Annotated in this window: 19 protein-coding genes; 11 read left to right on the top strand and 8 right to left on the bottom strand. The window is 62.3% G+C overall.

Features of this window, described 5'->3' with window-relative positions; all coding sequences use genetic code 11:
* Position 1: 1 nt before the first annotated feature.
* The 5 genes from WMW70_RS10095 to WMW70_RS10075 form a co-directional block, all read right to left on the bottom strand.
* The gene (locus tag WMW70_RS10095; RefSeq protein ID WP_341437377.1) at positions 2–793 is read right to left on the bottom strand and encodes a DUF4394 domain-containing protein; all 792 of its coding nucleotides are present in this window, start codon (positions 791–793) and stop codon (positions 2–4) included.
* Positions 794–947: 154 nt separating this feature from the next.
* Complete coding sequence (locus WMW70_RS10090; RefSeq protein WP_341437376.1) at positions 948–1,661, bottom strand: anti-sigma factor; 714 nt, start codon at positions 1,659–1,661, stop codon at positions 948–950.
* On the bottom strand, positions 1,658–2,206 hold the full coding sequence (locus WMW70_RS10085) for a sigma-70 family RNA polymerase sigma factor (protein WP_341437375.1): 549 nt from the start codon (positions 2,204–2,206) through the stop codon (positions 1,658–1,660). The genes WMW70_RS10090 and WMW70_RS10085 overlap by 4 nt, the downstream gene beginning before the upstream one ends.
* 90 nt (positions 2,207–2,296) lie before the next feature.
* A complete protein-coding gene (locus WMW70_RS10080; protein WP_341437374.1) occupies positions 2,297–3,157 on the bottom strand; it encodes a pirin family protein in 861 nt (286 codons plus the stop codon).
* On the bottom strand, positions 3,157–3,555 hold the full coding sequence (locus WMW70_RS10075; protein WP_341437373.1) for an OsmC family protein: 399 nt from the start codon (positions 3,553–3,555) through the stop codon (positions 3,157–3,159). Before WMW70_RS10075 ends, WMW70_RS10080 begins: the two co-directional genes overlap by 1 nt.
* A gap of 55 nt (positions 3,556–3,610) precedes the next feature.
* Between WMW70_RS10075 and WMW70_RS10070 the strand changes: the two genes are divergently transcribed.
* The 3 genes from WMW70_RS10070 to WMW70_RS10060 all read left to right on the top strand — a co-directional run bounded on the left by WMW70_RS10070 (position 3,611) and on the right by WMW70_RS10060 (position 7,032).
* Complete coding sequence (locus tag WMW70_RS10070; protein WP_445942130.1) at positions 3,611–4,690, top strand: amidohydrolase family protein; 1,080 nt, start codon at positions 3,611–3,613, stop codon at positions 4,688–4,690.
* A 63-nt stretch (positions 4,691–4,753) separates the two neighbouring features.
* Entirely contained in the window at positions 4,754–5,218 is a 465-nt protein-coding gene (locus WMW70_RS10065; protein WP_341437371.1) for a DUF3859 domain-containing protein, read from the top strand.
* A gap of 188 nt (positions 5,219–5,406) precedes the next feature.
* On the top strand, positions 5,407–7,032 hold the full coding sequence (locus tag WMW70_RS10060) for a methyl-accepting chemotaxis protein (RefSeq protein WP_341437370.1): 1,626 nt from the start codon (positions 5,407–5,409) through the stop codon (positions 7,030–7,032).
* Positions 7,033–7,110: 78 nt separating this feature from the next.
* Here the strand turns inward: WMW70_RS10060 and fabB are convergent, their stop codons facing one another.
* The 3 genes from fabB to WMW70_RS10045 form a co-directional block, all read right to left on the bottom strand.
* The gene (gene fabB / locus WMW70_RS10055) at positions 7,111–8,331 is read right to left on the bottom strand and encodes a beta-ketoacyl-ACP synthase I (RefSeq protein WP_341437369.1); all 1,221 of its coding nucleotides are present in this window, start codon (positions 8,329–8,331) and stop codon (positions 7,111–7,113) included.
* A 12-nt stretch (positions 8,332–8,343) separates the two neighbouring features.
* Complete coding sequence (gene fabA / locus WMW70_RS10050; RefSeq protein ID WP_296126063.1) at positions 8,344–8,859, bottom strand: 3-hydroxyacyl-[acyl-carrier-protein] dehydratase FabA; 516 nt, start codon at positions 8,857–8,859, stop codon at positions 8,344–8,346.
* 206 nt (positions 8,860–9,065) lie between these two features.
* Entirely contained in the window at positions 9,066–11,012 is a 1,947-nt protein-coding gene (locus WMW70_RS10045) for an ATP-binding protein (protein ID WP_341437368.1), read from the bottom strand.
* A gap of 222 nt (positions 11,013–11,234) precedes the next feature.
* On the opposite strand from WMW70_RS10045, the gene WMW70_RS10040 reads away from it, so the two are divergent.
* From WMW70_RS10040 to WMW70_RS10005, 8 genes are all read left to right on the top strand, one after another.
* Positions 11,235–12,257: an NAD(P)H-dependent glycerol-3-phosphate dehydrogenase gene (locus WMW70_RS10040; RefSeq protein WP_341437367.1), complete on the top strand. Its 1,023-nt coding sequence runs from the start codon at positions 11,235–11,237 to the stop codon at positions 12,255–12,257.
* A gap of 35 nt (positions 12,258–12,292) precedes the next feature.
* Positions 12,293–12,640, top strand: a complete 348-nt coding sequence (locus tag WMW70_RS10035) for a DUF4389 domain-containing protein (RefSeq protein ID WP_341437366.1) — start codon at positions 12,293–12,295, stop codon at positions 12,638–12,640.
* Between the two features lie 10 nt (positions 12,641–12,650).
* Positions 12,651–13,115: a phosphohistidine phosphatase SixA gene (gene sixA / locus WMW70_RS10030; RefSeq protein WP_341437365.1), complete on the top strand. Its 465-nt coding sequence runs from the start codon at positions 12,651–12,653 to the stop codon at positions 13,113–13,115.
* A 221-nt stretch (positions 13,116–13,336) separates the two neighbouring features.
* Positions 13,337–14,962, top strand: a complete 1,626-nt coding sequence (locus WMW70_RS10025; protein WP_341437544.1) for an AMP-binding protein — start codon at positions 13,337–13,339, stop codon at positions 14,960–14,962.
* Positions 14,963–15,017: 55 nt separating this feature from the next.
* Positions 15,018–15,464, top strand: coding sequence for a hotdog fold thioesterase (locus WMW70_RS10020; protein WP_341437364.1), 447 nt, complete (start codon positions 15,018–15,020; stop codon positions 15,462–15,464).
* 146 nt (positions 15,465–15,610) lie between these two features.
* Positions 15,611–16,420 carry an alpha/beta fold hydrolase gene (locus WMW70_RS10015; protein WP_341437363.1) on the top strand — a complete coding sequence of 270 codons (810 nt, stop codon included), beginning with the start codon at positions 15,611–15,613 and terminating at the stop codon, positions 16,418–16,420.
* Positions 16,417–17,280: an alpha/beta fold hydrolase gene (locus tag WMW70_RS10010; RefSeq protein WP_341437362.1), complete on the top strand. Its 864-nt coding sequence runs from the start codon at positions 16,417–16,419 to the stop codon at positions 17,278–17,280. Before WMW70_RS10015 ends, WMW70_RS10010 begins: the two co-directional genes overlap by 4 nt.
* Positions 17,281–17,331: 51 nt before the next feature.
* Positions 17,332–17,994, top strand: a complete 663-nt coding sequence (locus tag WMW70_RS10005; protein ID WP_341437361.1) for a glutathione S-transferase family protein — start codon at positions 17,332–17,334, stop codon at positions 17,992–17,994.
* Positions 17,995–17,998: the final 4 nt, after the last annotated feature.

The following is a 17,998-nucleotide window of genomic DNA, read 5'->3' as shown; positions in this document are numbered from 1 at the left end:
CTTACATACCCGGCAGTACGACGATATCAATGATAGTGCCCGGCAGGCCGGCAACATCGCCTAGCGTCATTGGCTTGCCGCTGGCCAGGTCCAGGGTATGCAGCGTTGTGCCAGTCAGCAGGTAGGCGGTGTTGCCGCCTTTGCCGTCGCTGGCAATGTCCATCGCGGCGTTTTTCAGACCTTCGGCGACCATGCCAACCACTTGCTGGATGCCATCGTTTGGCGGGTTTTGCAGCATCAGGCTGCTGCTGGCGATGTCGACGTTGTACAGCGCAGTGGCCTGGGTGCCGGCATACGAGTTGGTGTACGCGCCAGCCACTACTTGAGCGCTTTTACCTTTATTCGGGCCAGCTGCGTCATAGGCTACAGAGCCGTCGACTACCACTTCACCGGTTTCGACATTGACGCGGAAGTTGGTGCCATCCGCTGCCAGCATGCGCAGTTTGTCGGCCACTGGATTGAAGTCGATGACCGCCTGGCCGCTGCCCGGGAGCTGTTTGTTCAGGGTGGCGACTTTGCTGGCGGCACCACTGGCTGCGTTCAGGGTGTACAGCTGATTATCACTGCCCAGGGCATAGAGCATGCCGTTGGCCGGGCGCACATCGAGGCCGCGCAGCGGACTCGGGCTATTGGCGGCCATGGTGGCAGTGACTTTCTGACTGGCGCTGTCGATCTTGAACAACTGGCCATCGGCACCCAATGCCAGCAGTGTGGCCGCGCTGGCAGTGCCGGCGGCAAGGCTGAGGGTGGCAGTGGTAACGGCAGCGGTCAGCAGGGTATTGAGGCTGTTCATATGCGTTCTCTCATCTGTGGTTATCCAGCATCGATGCAAGGCCGGCTAAGGCCGGCCTTGCAGGTGCCTCGATGAAACACCTGATAGCTATACCCACGAGAGAACGTCTGGATGTCGTGGCCTGAAAATAAATTCAGTTTTTTTGCAATCGGCCTCAGTTGATCGATGCCATCACCGCGCGGCCGATATACAGCACCTTGCCGGTTGGACGATTCCCGGGCGAGCCGCCGGCCGGTTCCAGGGTCAGTTCGAACAGCTGGCCGGGTTGTACGCTGCCAATCTGCTCGGCGGACAGTTGCAGCGGCTTACCCGGTTCGACCAGACCCAGGGAGCGCGGACCGATGGCCGGATCGATCAATGTCCAGAACTGCACGGAGCGGTCGGCCGGGATTTGGTCTTCCAGCAACGGCTGCAGGCGCAGGCTGCCACTGCCATCCACATGCACCACCCAGCCAGGCTTGGCTGCTTCACCTGGGGCCTGCAGCACCACGGTGTAGCTATTGCCAGGCATGTCCGTGCGCCACAGGTTAGGCATTAGCGCGACGATCAAGGCAATCGCCAGCGCAGCACTGGTAAGACGCCAGGTGGTCAGGCTCTGCCACCACGTCAGCCAGGCGTTCACACGGCTGACGGCTGGGGGCAGGCCGAGGCTGTCCTGCAGGCGCAGCCACAACTGTGCGGACGGTGTCTGCGGCGGCAGCTGATCGCTCAGCTCGAGAAAGTGCTGTTGCCATTGCAGGGCCATTTGCGCGGCTTCGGCATCCTGCTCGATCAGCTCCCGTACTTCCTTGGCCTCCGCCTCGTCCAGCAGGCCCAGAACGTATTCGCCGATCAATGCGCGGCGTTCGGCAGGTTGCTGCGTAATCATGCTTGCAAACACTCCTGCAGTGCGCGCAGACCCGCGCGGATGCGGCCCTTGATGGTGCCCAGCGGTGTGGTCAGGCGGTTGGCGATCTGTTCGTGGGTCAGGCCGCGGTAGAAAGCCAGCAGAATCGGATGGCGGCGGTTGCGCTCGATACCCTGCAGGCAGCGCCGCAGTTGCTGCTGTTCGCCCTGTTGCTCGAGCAACTCGGCGGCCTGCGGATTGTCGTCGGCGGCGCGTGCGATAAAGTCGTCATCCATTTCCACCGTGCGGCCCCGGCTGCGCAGCTGGTTCAGGGCGCGGTAGCGCAGGATGCTGTAGATCCAGGCGCGGCCACTGCCAAGCGCCCGCTGAAAACGCTGGGCGTTGCGCCAGATCTGCACAAAGGCATCGTGCACACAGTCTTCGGCTTGATCACGACGGCCGAGCAGGGTGATGGCCAACCCGAGCATCTGCGCGGCCTCCTGTTGGTAGAGCGTCTGGAATGCGCGTTCATCCTGCTGGGCGCAGGCTTCCAGATGGCTTTCGTAATCAAACAGCGGCTGCGCCATGCACCGGGTTCCTGAGTGTGTGAACGTGCCAAGGGTTATACCCGAGCACCTGCGCTTTGGATGTCGTGCGAGTGCAACAAATCTTCTCTGTCAGCGTGGCAGTTCGATTCGTGCGCTTTCGCCTGGCACGGTTGGCCAGTCCTGCGCGGCCCAGCGCTGGCGGGCCTGCTCGATCAGAGTCGGGTCGCTGGCGACGAAGTTCCAGTTGATCCGCCGTGGGCCAATCGGTGCGCCACCGATCATTACCAGGTGGCTCTCGCTGCAGGCGCTGAGGGTGTAAGTCTCACCTTCGGGCAGCACCAGTAGGCCGCGTAAAGGCAGTTGTAGGTCGTCCAATGTTGCCTCGCCATCAATCAGGTACAGCGCGCGTTCGGCATGTTCGGCGGGAATCTGCAGCGCGCTGCCTGCGGCCAGCTTGATCTCTGCATAGATAGTGGGCGACAGCACCGGTACCGGTGATTGCAGGCAGAAGCCAGTGCCGGCAATCAGGCAGATGTCCACGCCCATGCTGGCGCTGCGCGGCAGGCTGTCGGCGGGGTGATGGCTGTAACTGGGTTCGCCTTGCTCATCCTCTGCGGGCATGGCCAGCCAGACCTGCAGGCCATGCATGCGTGAGCCGCTTTCCCACAGAGCCTGCGGCGTGCGCTCGACATGCGCGACGGCACGGCCTGCGGTCATCCAGCTGACTTCGCCGGGGTTGACCAGTTGATCCGAGCCCAGGCTGTCCTTGTGCTGTAATTGCCCTTCGAACAGGTAGGTGAGGGTGGACAGGCCGATATGCGGATGCTGGTTGATATTCATGCCGCTACCGGCCGGGTAGGTGTTTTCCAGAATATGGTCGAAGAACACGAACGGCCCGACGCTGCGGCATTTGGCCGAGGGCAGGGGGCGCAGGATAGGTTGCCCGCCGAGGTTTTCCGGGCGCGGCTGGATCAGCAGAAAGTCGTTCATTACGCACCATCGCTTAGTTGAGTGCTCACCTGAACCTCGCTGCTGGTCATCAGCTTGTGAATCGGGCACTTATCGGCGATGCGCAGCAGCTGCTGGCGTTGTGCGTCATCCAGCGCACCGTGCAGGGTCAGTTCGACATCCAGGCGGTAGATGCCTTGACGCTCCTGGCTGTCATCGCGCTTTAGCTGCACGTCGAGGCCTTCCAGCGGCAAACCACGTTGCTTGGCATACAGCGCCAGGGTGAGCGCCTTGCACGCGCCCAGCGCAGCGTCGAACAGGTCGTGGGGTTCAGGCGCTGAGCCTTCTCCGCCCAGCTCCACCGACACGTCGCTATGCAGGGTGTGCGGGCCGATGCTGATGCGCTGCAGCAGGCCTTTTTCGTTGCTGATGCTGATCATTTGAGCTCCTTGGGTCGAATGTGGGCACGGCGCTGCGGCCAGTGCCAGCATCCTGATGGATGAACTAGAGCCCAGTGTAGTGACTCTATTGGCTTCACGTCTTGAGTGGGTTTTGGCTTTGAAAGGATTGAGTCTTTGTCTGTTGGCCGCATTGTGCAGCGGTCTGGTGCAGGCGCGGGATTACCGCTACAGCGACGCGCATCTGCACTATGTCGATTTCTTTCAGGAAAGCGCCGGCATGGAAAAGCTGCTCAAGCACATGACCGAGGCCAATATCGACCATGTCATGCTCTCGGGCATTCCGGTGGCAAAGAAGTGGGACGAAAACGAGCCCAAGCGCCCGCGCTACTACGCCGGCGATGATGCCAAGGTCTACTGGTACAGTGCTACCGATGTGCTGATCGCCCATGCCTACAAGCAGCTGTCCGCGGCGCAGCGTCAGCACTTCCATCCGTTTCTTTCGGGCTTCAACCCCAACGACAAGAATGCCGACGAGCATATCCGTCGCATGCTCGAACTCGACCCGGGGCTCTGGCAGGGTATCGGCGAGATATTCACCCGCCACGATGACCTTACGGCGCTGATCCACGGCGACACCCCGCAGGCTGATAACGAGGCCCTGGCCAGGGTTTTCCACCTGGCCGCTGAATACGACCTGCCGGTGATGCTGCACTCCAATATCACCTCCAAGCGCGAGCGCAACCCGCTCTACCTGCAGGAAATCGAGACCCCGCTGCGCAACCATCCGCATGTGCGCTTTATCTGGGCGCATGCCGGGACCAGCATGGAGATCCATCGCCACCAGCAGCGCCTGGATTTTCTTCTGCCAACCCTGGAGCGTCTGCTCGGGCAATACCCCAACCTCTATATCGACCTGTCCTGGAGCATGCTCAGGCCCTATCTGCTGGACAAGCAGGGCAAGCCCGATGTCGACTGGCTCAAGCTGGTCAAGCGCTATCCCGAGCGCTTTATGCTCGGCTCCGATGTGGTGGGGCGCTTTGACGGCCTGAAGGACTATATGGATGGCTATCGGCCCTTCCTCGATGCCTTGCCGGCCGCAGTTGCGCAGCAGGTCGCGCGGGACAACTTCCTCGCCGTATTGCCCCGTCGGGTGCAGGAGCCGCTGGCCGAGTAGGCTTGTCATGTTCCTGTCACAACGACGTCATAGGCTCGCGCCATCCATAACGAGGAGCGAACCATGCATTACAGCGTTTTCACTGCACTGGCGGCCTGCCTGCTGGCAAGCGGCCTGGCCCGGGCCGAGGTGCGGGTCGAGGGGCCGGTCGAGTACGGCGTTTTCGCCAGCGACTATGAGGATTTTCAGGCTGGTGACCGGGTACTGACCCGCAGTAATCAACCGATCAAACCCGGCGCGGTGATCCCGGCCAAGCTCGGCACCAAGTTCGGTATGCGTTACAGCCTGGCCGGCAAGATGGCCGATGATTCGCCACTGACTCTGCTGTACCTCACGCCAGGTGTGGTCACCCCGCAAGGTACGCACCATGACAAGTTCGTCGTGGTGCAGAAACTGGTGCCCGGAGCGGCCCAGGACGTCATGGCCTTCGAGTTTACCGAGCCTCATGAAGTGGTGGCGGGGGAGTGGCACTTCATGGTGTTTCAGGATGATCGCAAGCTGCTCGAACAGCGCTTTATCGTTCGTTGAAGTTAGCTGGAGTTGTAACGCTAAACCCGAGCCCAGGCTCGGGTTTTTTTTTGAGCGAAGGGTCAAGAAGCAAGGGTGTGAGTCGATAGCTGTATCTGTAGATATTGGCTGAGGGTCTTAAGGTATTCATTGCAATAGTGGCCATATGCTATCTAGTAAGCTGCTCAACACCGTAAAGGACGACCGTGATGACCCTAAGAAATCTCAATATTGCGCCCAGAGCATCACTGGGCTTTGGTCTAGTAGCGCTGCTGGTTCTGCTGCTCGGTAGTTTTTCGCTGCTGCAGATGACCGAAATGAACAAGCAGTCGGAGCAGATAAATGGAAACTGGCTGCCCAGTATCCTGAGTCTGGCAGAGATGAGTCAGGATCTGCTGCGGCTGCGGGCACTGACCCTGCGCTCAATGCTCAACAGCGATGAGTCAACGACCAAACAGAACATCACCAGGATGGAAGAGTTCAGAAGCCTCTTGGATAAAGCCCAGCGTGAATACGAAAAGCTGATTTCGAGTGCAGAGGAAAAAAACCTTTACGGGCGCTTCAAGCAGGCCGAGAGCAGTTATCTGCAGGAGCAAAGCAAGATCGTTGATGCGTTAAGGCAAAACGACTTGGGCGCGGCACTGGCGGTCGCCAATGGCCCGCTCAACGGCCACGCCGACAGTATGGCCAAGGCGCTGGCTGAGCTATCTGAGTTGAACCGGATCGGTGCCACCGCCGCTGCCAAAAGTGCCGATGAGGTATTTGAAAGCTCGCGTTGGTGGGTAATCGTGATGATTGCTCTGGCGCTTGGCCTGACGGTGATTCTGGCACTGCTACTGACCCGTAGCATCGTTGCGCCGCTTGCCGAGGCGGTGCGGGTGGCCGAAGTGGTGGCAAGCGGCAACCTGACCCAACCAATCGAGGTGCAGGGCAGTGATGAGCCCGCACGTTTGCTGGGGGCCTTGAGAAGCATGCAGCAGAGCCTGCGCAGCACCATCCAGAATATTTCCGATTCATCCACGCAACTGGCCTCGGCGTCGGAAGAGCTCAGTGCGGTCACTGAAGACTCCACCCGTGGTTTGCATCAGCAGAACAATGAAATCGAGCAGGCGGCTACAGCGGTCAATCAAATGACCATTGCCGTGGAAGAGGTGGCGCGTAATGCCGTCAGCACCTCCGAAGCCTCCAGTGAGTCCGACCGTACAGCCCAGCATGGCCGCGAGCAGGTGCGTCAGACCGTCGATTCGATCAGTCATCTGGCTGATGACGTGACCCATACCGCGACCGAAGTCGAGCAACTGGCCGGGCAGGTGCGCGATATCAGCAAAGTACTGGATGTGATCCGTTCGATTGCCGAGCAGACCAACCTGCTGGCGCTGAACGCAGCGATTGAAGCGGCCCGGGCAGGTGAAGCCGGGCGCGGTTTTGCCGTGGTAGCCGATGAGGTGCGGGCCTTGGCGCATCGCACCCAGCAGTCGACCCATGAGATCGAGCAAATGGTCAGCGGTATTCAGCAGGGCACCGACAAAGCGGTAAGCGCCATGCAGAACAGCAACAGCCGGGCGCGTTCAACTCTGGATGTAGCCAAGGCTGCAGGCCAGGCGCTGGATGAGATTGCTGCTGCGATTTCGCAGATCAATGAACGCAATCTGGTGATCGCCAGTGCTTCGGAAGAGCAGGCTCAGGTAGCCCGCGAAGTGGATCGCAACCTGGTGAATATCCGTGATCTGTCGATGCAGTCTTCGGCTGGGGCCAACCAGACCAGTGCGGCCAGCCAGGAGTTGTCACGTCTGGCAGTGGACCTCAATGCACTGGTAGCGCGCTTCTCTGTCTGAGCGAGCGCTGCGTCAACCGCAACAAAAAGGCCACCCCGAGGGGTGGCCTTTTTTATCCGGCAAACAAAGGGCTTGGGCTTATTTGCCAGCCCAGCGCTTGAGTACCAGGGTGGCGTTGGTGCCGCCGAAGCCGAAGCTGTTGCTCATCACGGTGTCGAGCTTTGCGTTCTCGACGGTGCTGCGCTGGATCGGCAGATCGGCCATTTCCGGGTCGATTTCGTCGATGTTGACCGAGCCGGCGATGAAGTTGCCTTCCATCATCAGCATGCAGTAGATCGCTTCCTGTACGCCGGCAGCGCCCAGGCTGTGGCCCGAGAGGCTCTTGGTCGAGCTGATGGCCGGGGCCTTGGCACCGAACACTTCACGTACCGCGCGGCTTTCCGCGACGTCGCCGACCGGAGTCGAGGTGCCGTGGGTGTTCAGGTAGTCGATCGGCGTGTCTACAGTAGCCAGGGCCTGCTGCATGCAGCGCACCGCGCCTTCGCCGCTCGGCGCGACCATGTCGTAGCCGTCGCTGGTGGCACCGTAGCCGACGATTTCCGCATAGATCTTCGCGCCGCGCTTGAGGGCGTGTTCCAGTTCTTCGACCACCACCATGCCGCCGCCGCCGGCGATAACGAAACCGTCACGCTTGGCGTCGTAGGCGCGGGAGGCCTTTTCCGGGGTTTCGTTGTACTGGGTGGAGAGGGCACCCATGGCGTCGAACAGGAAACTCTGGCTCCAGTGCTCTTCTTCGCCGCCGCCGGCGAAGACCATGTCCTGCTTGCCCAGCTGGATCTGCTCCATGGCATTGCCGATGCAGTGGGCGCTGGTGGCGCAGGCCGAGGAGATCGAGTAGTTGACGCCCTTGATCTTGAACGGGGTGGCCAGGCAGGCCGATACGGTGCTGCCCATGGTGCGCGGCACGCGGTAAGGGCCGACGCGCTTGACGCCTTTCTCGCGCAGGATGTCCATGGCCTCCATCTGATTGAAGGTGGACGCGCCGCCGGAACCTGCGATCAGACCAACCCGCGGGTTGGAGATGTCTTCGGCGCTGAGGCCGGCATCCTTGATCGCCTGCTCCATGGACAGGTAGGCGAAGGCCGCGGCATCGCCCATAAAGCGATAGACCTTGCGGTCGATCAGCTCTTCCAGGTTGAGGTCGACGGAGCCGGACACCTGGCTACGCAGGCCCATCTCGGCGTATTCCGGATTGAAACGGATACCGGGACGGCCAGCGCGCAGGTTGGCGGAAACGGTTTCTTTGTCATTGCCCAGGCAGGAAACGATGCCCAGACCGGTAATTACGACGCGGCGCATGCGGGGAGTCCTTTAGAAGCTGTCGGTAGAAGTGAACAGGCCGACACGCAGGCCTTCGGCACTGTAGATTTCGCGGCCATCGACACTCACGCTGCCGTCGGCGATGGCCAGAACCAGCGAACGGGCGATGGTGCGCTTGATATGGATGTTATAGGTGACTTTCTTGGCGGTCGGCAGCACCTGACCGAAGAACTTCACTTCGCCGGAACCCAGCGCGCGACCGCGGCCGGGGTTGCCCTGCCAGCCGAGGTGAAAACCCACTAGCTGCCACATGGCGTCGAGGCCCAGGCAGCCGGGCATGACCGGGTCGCCTTCGAAATGGCAGGCGAAGAACCACAGGTCCGGGGTGATATCGAGCTCGGCGACAATTTCGCCCTTGCCGTACTTGCCGCCGGTGTCGCTGATATGGGTAATGCGGTCGATCATCAGCATGTTCGGCGCGGGCAGTTGCGCATTACCTGGGCCGAACAGCTCGCCGCGACTGCAGCGCAACAGGTCTTCCCGGGTGAAGGCGTTTTGTTTGGTCATGCGAGCTCCTCAATATGTCCCATGCGCCAGGGCTGGGCGAATCGTCCTGGCTGGCGGCGCAGTCTGTGCGCCTTCCAGCAGCCTAGTCATAGACTGTTGCGTTGTGGTGAAAGTCACAGCGCGATAAGTACAGTTGTGCTCTGAGTAGTGCATCTTGCCACATAGACCTTGCGCAAAAGCCTGGCGCAGATCAAGCCTGGCGCATTTTATTCCGCCAGGCCACTCGTCGAAGGTCTTGGTGGGGCGGCCTGACGGCTGCCCAGCCAGCGCTGCAACACCCGTTGCAGGTCGGCGCGTTTAAAGGGCTTGGCCAGGTAGTCGTTCATCCCGGCCGCCAGGCAGGTTTCGCGGTCACCCTGCAGGGCGTTGGCGGTCAGGGCGATAATCGGCACTGTTGCGCCGCCCGGCAGTCGGCGGATCTGCCGGGTGGCTTCGTAGCCATCCATGATTGGCAGGCGGCAATCCATCAGAATGCCGGCAAAGTCCTGCTGACTGGCGCGGTGTACGGCCTGGGCTCCGTCGGCGACCAGCTGGACCTGGTAACCGAGGCTGCGCAGCATGGCCTCGATCACGGTCTGATTGACCGGGTTGTCTTCGACCAGCAGCACCTCCTGCCCCTGGCCCTGGACCGCATCCTGGGGTTGCTCCAGCAGCACCTGGCGCGGTTGCCGGGAGAAGGGCAGCGGCACTTCCAGGGTAAACACCGAGCCCTGGCCTTCCTGGCTTTGGGCCCGCAGGGTGCCGCCCATGCGTTCGGCCAGAGTGCGGGCAATGGGCAGGCCGAGTCCGGTGCCACCGTAACGTCTTGAAATAGATGTGTCGGCTTGCTGGAAGGCGTCGAACATCTGTTCCAGGCGCTCGGGGGAGATCCCTATGCCGCTGTCGTGGACCGCGCAGCTGAACCACAGCACCTGATTGTCCAGAGCCTGCCAGTGGGTTTCCACACGGATGCTGCCGGCTTCGGTGAACTTCAGCGCGTTGCCGATCAGGTTGACCAGAATCTGCCGGATCCGCGTCGGGTCGCCTTGCACTTCCAGCTGTTCCAGACCGCTCTGGGTCTCCAGATGCAGCTGCAGGCCACGTTGCTGGGCGCTGTGCTGGAACACCTGGATCGAGCTCTGTAGCAGCTCCGGCAGGTTGAACGGGATGCGCTCCAGTTCCAGCGCGCCGCGCTCGATACGGGAGAAGTCGAGAATGTCGTTGATGACCTTCAGCAGGTGCTCGGTGGACTCGGTGGCCAGGGCCGCGTACTCCTCCTGTTCCTTGCTCAGCTCGGTGGTTTCCAGCAGCTGCAGCATGCCCAATACCCCGTTCATCGGGGTGCGCAGTTCGTGGCTCATCATGGCCAGAAAGTCCGACTTGGCGCGGTTGGCCAGCTCGGATTGTTCGCGGGCCTGAATCAGCAGGGCCATGGCCCGCTGCTGTTCGGCGCTGGCGCGGGCCAGGCCGTTGGCCAGGTTGTTGATATGGCGTGCCAGGGCACTCAACTCGCCATCGCCCACTTCCGGCAGGGTGGTCTGGTAATTGCCCGCCTGAATGGCGCTGACGGCTTCGCCCATGGCGCTCAGCGGCTGCGACAGGTGGCGGGCCAGGCGACGGGCGAGGAGAAAGGTAAGGATCAGGGCGAAGAATGCCAGCAAGGTGGCCTTGAAGAGAATTTCCTGCTGGCGGGTATTGAAGGCGTCATTGGACATGCCGACTACCACATGACCGAGGTAGTCGGTGCTGGGCGCACCCGGCTCGTTGCGCCGTTCATAGAACGCGGCGCTGTTGAGTTCGGCGCGCTGCAGACGAATCGGTGCCTGGAAAATCTCCACCTGGGCACCGGTCTGGCCGCTGCCCGGTGCCTGCTCGACATACACCAGGATATTGTCGGCGTGATCGCGCACTTCGAGAAAACGCACATGCGGGGTTTTCAAGGTGGCTTGCAGCAGCGATTCGAGCACCTGCAGATTGCCGGAAATCACCCCGTACTTGCTCGCCGGGGCCAGTTGGCTGGCGATCAGCTGGCCGTTGTGGTTGAGCTCATGGCGCAAATCCTGCAAACGGGCAAAGGTGAAAAAGCCAGTCAGCAGCAAGGTCAGCAGCAGGGCGGGGCCGAGGCTGATCAATTGTGTGCGGGTATGAATATCCCAGCCACGGCGCAGCTTCATGGGGTACCTCCATGTAACCTCGGACCGTGCGAGTGATAATCAGGGCCATGGGCTTGGGTACTGTAGATCACGCAACAACCTTGTCGGCGTTTAAATGCAGCATGTTAACCGAGCTAGAGGGCTTTGCCAGCGTCTGCGCGGCTGCGAAACACTGGTCGCTGCTTCGTACCTCCGTATAATGCGAGCGATTCGCCACTTTGAATGGCCTAACACGGATGCCTTATGACTGATCAGCACCCCATCGCCGTACTCGGCGGCGGTAGCTTCGGCACCGCACTTGCAAACCTGCTGGGCGAAAATGACCAGCCAGTACTGCACTGGATGCGCGATCCACAGCAGGCCGAGGCGATCCGCCTGACCGGTGAAAATCCTCGTTACCTCAAGGGCATCAAGGTTCACCCGAGGGTGCAACCGGTAACCGATCTGCCCGCCACCCTGCAGGCCTGTCAGCTGATCTTCGTGGCGCTGCCTTCCAGCGCCCTGCGCCAGGTCCTGCAGCCGGTGGCCGAACTCTTGAGTGGCAAGCTGCTGGTCAGCACCACCAAGGGCATCGAGGCGCAGAGCTTTCTGCTGATGAGCCAGATCCTCGAAGACATCGCCCCACAGGCGCGCATCGGCGTGCTCTCCGGACCCAATCTGGCGCGGGAAGTGGCCGAGCATGCGTTGACCGCCTCGGTAGTCGCCAGCGAGGACGAAGACCTCTGCCAGCGGGTCCAGGCCGCACTGCATGGCCGCACCTTTCGCGTCTACGCCAGCGGCGACCGTTTCGGGGTCGAGCTGGGCGGGGCCTTGAAGAACGTCTACGCAATTATTGCCGGCATGGCCGCGGCCATGGGCATGGGCGAGAACACCAAGAGCATGCTGATTACCCGCGCCCTGGCGGAAATGACCCGCTTTGCGGTCAAACTGGGGGCCAACCCTATGACCTTTCTCGGCCTGGCCGGGGTCGGTGACCTGATTGTCACCTGCTCGTCCGCCAAGAGTCGTAACTATCAGGTCGGTTTCGCCCTGGGCGAAGGGCTCGGACTGGAGGAGGCGGTGGAGCGTCTGGGCGAGGTGGCCGAAGGGGTCAACACCCTGCGCGTACTCAAGGCCAAGGCCGAGGAGCTGGAGGTGTATATGCCTCTGGTTGCTGGCTTGCACGCCATTCTGTTCGAGGGCCGCACCCTGGATCAGGTCATCGGCGCACTGATGAGTGGCGACCCGAAAACCGATGTCGACTTTATTCCTGCCACTGGCTTTTAACGATTTGCCTGTCCGACGCGTTCAAGGAGATAGCCATGAGTGACAACAACCAAGAGCTGCAGCGTGAATCCATCCTGCTGCGCATTCTCTGGATGGTGCTTTTCACCATCGTCTGGCAACTGGCGGAGCTGCTGCTGGGGGCCGTGGTGCTGCTGCAACTGGGTTACCGGCTGTTCTATGGCGCACCGAATGCCGGCCTGCTCGGTTTTGGCGACAGCCTGAGCCAGTACCTGGCGCAGATCGGTCGCTTCGGCACCTTCAACAGCGACGAGAAGCCCTGGCCGTTCGCCGATTGGCCGACGCCGCAAGCGCCCCAGGGCGAAGCCCCGCACAGCATCCCAGCGGCCGCGCACCCGGTGCGCGACGAAGAACCCAAGCTGTGAGGGCAGCTCGGTGAGGCTCTGGTTGCTGCGTCATGGTGAAGCCGAACCGACGGCACGCAGCGATGCCGAGCGCCGCCTGACCGAGCGCGGCTGCCAGCAGGTGCGCCAGGCCGCTGTGCAGCTGCAGGGGCGGCCGCTGAGGACCATCCTGGTCAGCCCCTATGTGCGGGCGCAGCAGACCGCGGCTCTGGTTGCCGAGAGCCTGGGCTTTACCGGCCAGCTGCAGACCGTGCCCTGGCTGGTGCCGGAAAGCGATCTGCGCCAGGTCCTGCGCCAGCTCGATGGCTATTCGGTCGACGAGCTGTTGCTGGTCACCCACCAGCCTCTGGTGGGTGCGTTGGGTGGGCTGTTGATCCACGGCCATCGCCAGCAGCCCCTGCCCATGCAGACCGCCAGCCTGGCCGAACTTGAAGGCGAGGAGGTGGCCGCTGGCTTGATGGACCTGCTGGCCTTGCTGCACCCCCAGCACGGCTAGAGGGACGTCGCGAACGGCATGCTCGCCCTGGCGCTCATGCTGTTTTCCTGGCCGATGCGTCGCTACTTTCCCCCTCAAACGCCACTACACACCGAAACATTTCTCCTCTTGCGGCTCGCCTTTGTGCGTGGAATAGTCCGACCAAGCAATTGCTTGGTCGGCTCCACAAAAACAACAAAGGAGGGCACCCTGTGGCTGAAACAATACGTTTGCCGCTGGAGATGTTTTACCAGCGCGAGGCACGACACCCACATAAACGCTATATGGTTCAGCCGCTGCCGGACGGGCAGCTGCAGGAACTGAGCTGGGCCGAGGTCGGCGAGCAGGCGCGCCGCGCCGCCAACTGGCTGCGCAGCCGGGAACTGCCCCAGGGCAGCCGCGTGGCGATCATCTCCAAGAACTGCGCGCACTGGATCATCAGCGATCTGGCGATCTGGATGGCCGGGCATGTCTCGGTGCCGCTCTACCCCAATCTCACCGCCGACTCCGTCAATCAGGTGCTGCGCCATTCCGAGACGGCGCTGGTGTTCGTCGGCAAGCTGGACGACTGGCCGGCCATGGCCCCCGGGGTGCCGCAGGATGTGCCGACAATTGGTTTGCCCCTGCGTCCCGAGGGCGAGTTCAGCTTTACCTGGGATGACCTGCAGGCCTGCACGCCGATTCAGGACGACCCCAGGCCCGCCGCCGATCAGCTGGCCACCATCATCTACACCTCAGGCACCACCGGCACGCCCAAGGGCGTGATGCATCACTTCAGCAACTTCGGTTTTGCCGCCAGCCACGCCACCGAACTGTTCGGGGTGGGCGAGAATGACCGGGTGTTGTCCTATCTGCCGCTGTGCCATGTGGCCGAGCGCATGTTTGTCGAGCTGGCGTCGATCTATTCGGGGCTGACGATCTTCTTCGCCGAAAGCCTGGAGACTTTCCTCGAGGACCTCAAGCGCGCCCGGCCAACGGTAATCTTCGGCGTGCCGCGGATCTGGACCAAGTTCCAGATGGGCGTCTACAGCAAGATGCCGGCCGAGAAGCTGGATTTCCTGCTCAAGCTGCCAATCATCGGCCGCATCGTCGGTAAAAAGGTGCTGGTCGGCCTGGGCCTGGATGCGGTGCGTTACGCCCTGTCCGGCGCGGCACCGGTGCCCGAAGCGCTGCTCAACTGGTATCAGCGCCTGGGCCTGGATGTGCTTGAGGTGTACGGCATGACCGAAAACTGCGGTTATTCCCATGTGTGCCGGCCGGGCAAATTCAAGCAGGGCTGGATCGGTCAGAACAGCCCTGGCGTGGAAGTGCGCATCGCCGAGGATGGCGAGGTTCAGGTGCGCAGCGGTGCGACCATGCAGGGCTATTACAAGGACCCGGAGAAAACCGCGGAAACCATCACCACCGATGGCTTTCTGCGCACCGGCGACAAGGGCGAGCAGGACGCCGAGGGCAATCTGCGCCTGACCGGGCGGATCAAGGAAATCTTCAAGACCAGCAAGGGCAAGTATGTCGCTCCAGCCCCCATCGAGAACCGTCTGGCCGAGCATTCGCGGATCGAACAGGTCTGTGTGGTGGGCGATGGCATGCCGCAGCCCATGGCGCTCTGCGTGCTATCCGAGGTGGCCCGCGGTGAGGCCCGTGGCGAGCTGGAAAACAGCCTGAAGACCCTGCTCGCCGAGGTCAACCAGCGCCTGGACAAGCATGAGCGTCTGCAGCGTCTGGTCCTGGTCAAGGAGGTGTGGGCGGTGGACAACGGCTTTCTCACGCCAACCCTGAAGATCAAACGCGCCGTGGTTGAGGGTACCTATGGTGAGCGTTTCGCCGAGTGGACCGAGCGTAGCGAGGCGGTACTCTGGCACGACTGATTCAACCTGCCGGCCGGCCTGGCCGGCCTTATCCCCACCAAGGAGCTGGATAACCATGGCCCTGTGGCAGCAAATCCCCGATCTCAAGCAACTCAACGAAACCCTGAAAAACACCATCGGCGAACAGCTGGATATTCGTTTCGAGTCCTTCGACGACGAATCCATCAGCGCCAGCATGGCGGTCGATCCGCGCACCCATCAGCCTTACGGCCTGCTGCATGGCGGCGCATCGGTGGTGCTGGCGGAAACCCTGGGCTCCACCGCCAGCTACCTGTGCATCGACAGCAGCAAGTTCTACTGCGTCGGCCTGGAGGTCAATGCCAACCACCTGCGCGGCTTGCGCAGCGGCCGGGTGACGGCGGTCGCGCGCGCCGTGCACCTGGGCCGCACCACACACGTTTGGGATATCCGTCTGAGCGGCGAGGACGGCAAACCCAGCTGCATCTCGCGCCTGACCATGGCCATAGTGCCGCTGGGCGAGAAGGGTCCGGCACAGCGTTAAACGGAGCAAAGCCGCCAGTGCTACCCAGTCTGGCGGGCCTCCCATCAGCTTTGGCCATAGTGCCGTCATTCACTGGCCGTTTTGTCATTGCCGTGTGGCGGTGCCTGCCGGACAATCCTCAAGACCTCTTCTTATAAGCCAGCGCCATGACCCAGTCCGTGTTCTTCGCCCATGCCAACGGCTTTCCTTCGGCCACCTACGGCAAGCTGTTCAGCGCCCTGGCCCCTGACTACCAGGTGCAGCACCTGGCGCAGCATGGTCATGACCCGCGGTTTCCGGTGAACGACAACTGGGGCAACCTGGTCGATGAACTGATCCATCACCTCGAACAGGCCCCGCAGCCGGTCTGGGGTGTGGGTCATTCCCTGGGTGGGGTGCTGCATTACCACGCGGCGCTCAAGCGCCCCGAGCTTTACCGCGGGGTGGTGATGCTCGATTCGCCGGTGTTGACCCTGGCCGACCGCCTGGTGATTCGCGCCGCCAAGCGCTTCGGCTTTATCGACCGCATCACCCCGGCCGGGCGCACCCTGGGGCGGCGCGAGGAATTTCTCGACCTGGCCGAGGCGCGCGGCTATTTCGCCGCCAAGGGGCTGTTCCGCCGCTTCGACCCGGAGTGCCTGGAAGCCTATGTGCAGCACGGCCTGCAGGCATCGGGCAATAACCTGCGTCTGCGCTTCGATCCGGCCACCGAGATCAGCATCTACCGCAGCGTGCCGCACACCACCCCCGGGCGGCCGCAGCAGCTGAAGGTGCCGCTGGCCATGGTCCGCGGCCGCCATAGCCGGGTGGTGTTGCCGCACCATGCGCATCTGGTGCGACGGGTGCCGCAAGGCGAATACCTGACCCTGCCGGGCGGCCATATGTTTCCCCTGGAACGTCCCCAGGACACCGCCGAACTGCTCAAGCAGCTGTTCCGGCGCTGGGCTGGACAGCACACAAGTGAGCACAGCGCATGAGCCTGAATTTTGAAGAGGTGCGGCTCAGTCTGCCGCATACCGAACTTGCCGCCCATCTATACGGTCCCGAGGACGGCGTGCCGGTGATCGCCCTGCATGGCTGGCTGGATAACGCCGCCAGCTTCACTCGCCTGGCCCCGAAACTGCCGGGGCTGCGCATCGTCGCCCTGGATTTCGCCGGCCATGGTCATTCCGATCACCGCCCGCCAGGGGGCAGCTATGCCATCTGGGATTACGTGCACGACGTGCTGCAGGTGGCCGAGCAGTTCGGCTGGCAGCGCTTTTCCCTGCTCGGCCATTCCATGGGCGCGATTGTCTCGGTGCTGCTGGCCGGTGCCATGCCCGAGCGCGTCGAGCGTCTGGCCCTGATCGACGGCCTGATGCCCTACACCGGGGAGCCCGACACGGCCCCGCAGAAGCTCGGCGAGGCGCTGCGCGCGCAACTGGCCCTGGCCGGCAAGAGCAAGCCGGTGTATGCCGAGTTCGAACGGGCGGTGCAGGCGCGTATGCGCGGGGTCGGCGCGGTCAGCTTTGAGGCCGCCGAACTGCTGGCCCAGCGAGGCCTGATGCCGGTGCCTGGCGGCTTCACCTGGCGCACCGACAGCCGCCTGACCCTGCCGTCGCCGTTGCGCCTGACCCGCGCCCACGCCCAGGCCTTCGTCCAGGCCCTGCAGTGCCCGGTCAAACTGGTGATGGCCGAGCAGGGCATGCTGCATGCCCAGCCGAGTATTGCTGCGCTGCTCGAAGGCTTGCCGATGGAGGTCGCGACGCTGCCCGGCGGCCATCACCTGCATCTGGACGACGAAGCCGGGGCCGAGCTGGTCGCAGACTGTTTCAAAGCTTTCCTGGGCGTGCCTTGACTTAGCCAAGGCAACTGGGGAAAGGTGTGGTCGATAGCCATGGAGATTCGCATGATCGACCTGTATACCGCTGCCACTCCCAACGGCCATAAGGCGTCTATTGCGCTGGAAGAGTTGCAACTGCCCTATAGCGTGCATGCGCTGAGTTTCGACAGGAAGGAGCAGAAAAGCCCGGCCTTTCTCAAGATCAACCCCAATGGCCGCATCCCGGCCATAGTCGACCGCGACAACGACGACTTCGCCGTGTTCGAGTCCGGTGCGATTCTGCTCTATCTCGCGGAAAAGACCGGCCAGTTGATCCCCAGCGATGCCAAGGGCCGTTCGCGGGTGATCCAGTGGCTGATGTTCCAGATGGGCGGGGTCGGCCCCATGCAGGGCCAGGCCAATGTGTTCTTCCGCTATTTTCCGGAAAAACTGCAGGGCCCCATCGACCGTTACCAGCACGAAACCCGTCGCCTCTATGAAGTGCTCGACAGCCGCCTGGGCGAATCCGAGTACCTGGCCGATGACTACAGCATCGCCGATATCGCCACCTACCCCTGGGTGCGTATCCATGACTGGGCCGGCGTCTCGGTCGAGGGCCTGGAGCACCTGCAGCGCTGGATGGCGGCACTCGACGGGCGACCGGCGGTGCAGCGCGGCCTGCTGATACCGCGGCGCGAAGAAGAAGGCGACAAGGTGGTCAAGGCCGCCCAGTCGATGCTGATGCAATGAGGCG

The organism is Pseudomonas sp. XK-1 (genome assembly GCF_038069885.1).
In the GTDB taxonomy this organism is placed as follows: domain Bacteria; phylum Pseudomonadota; class Gammaproteobacteria; order Pseudomonadales; family Pseudomonadaceae; genus Aquipseudomonas.
Note: the sequence above shows the minus strand (reverse complement) of the source record. Positions and strands in the feature narration are given on the sequence as shown.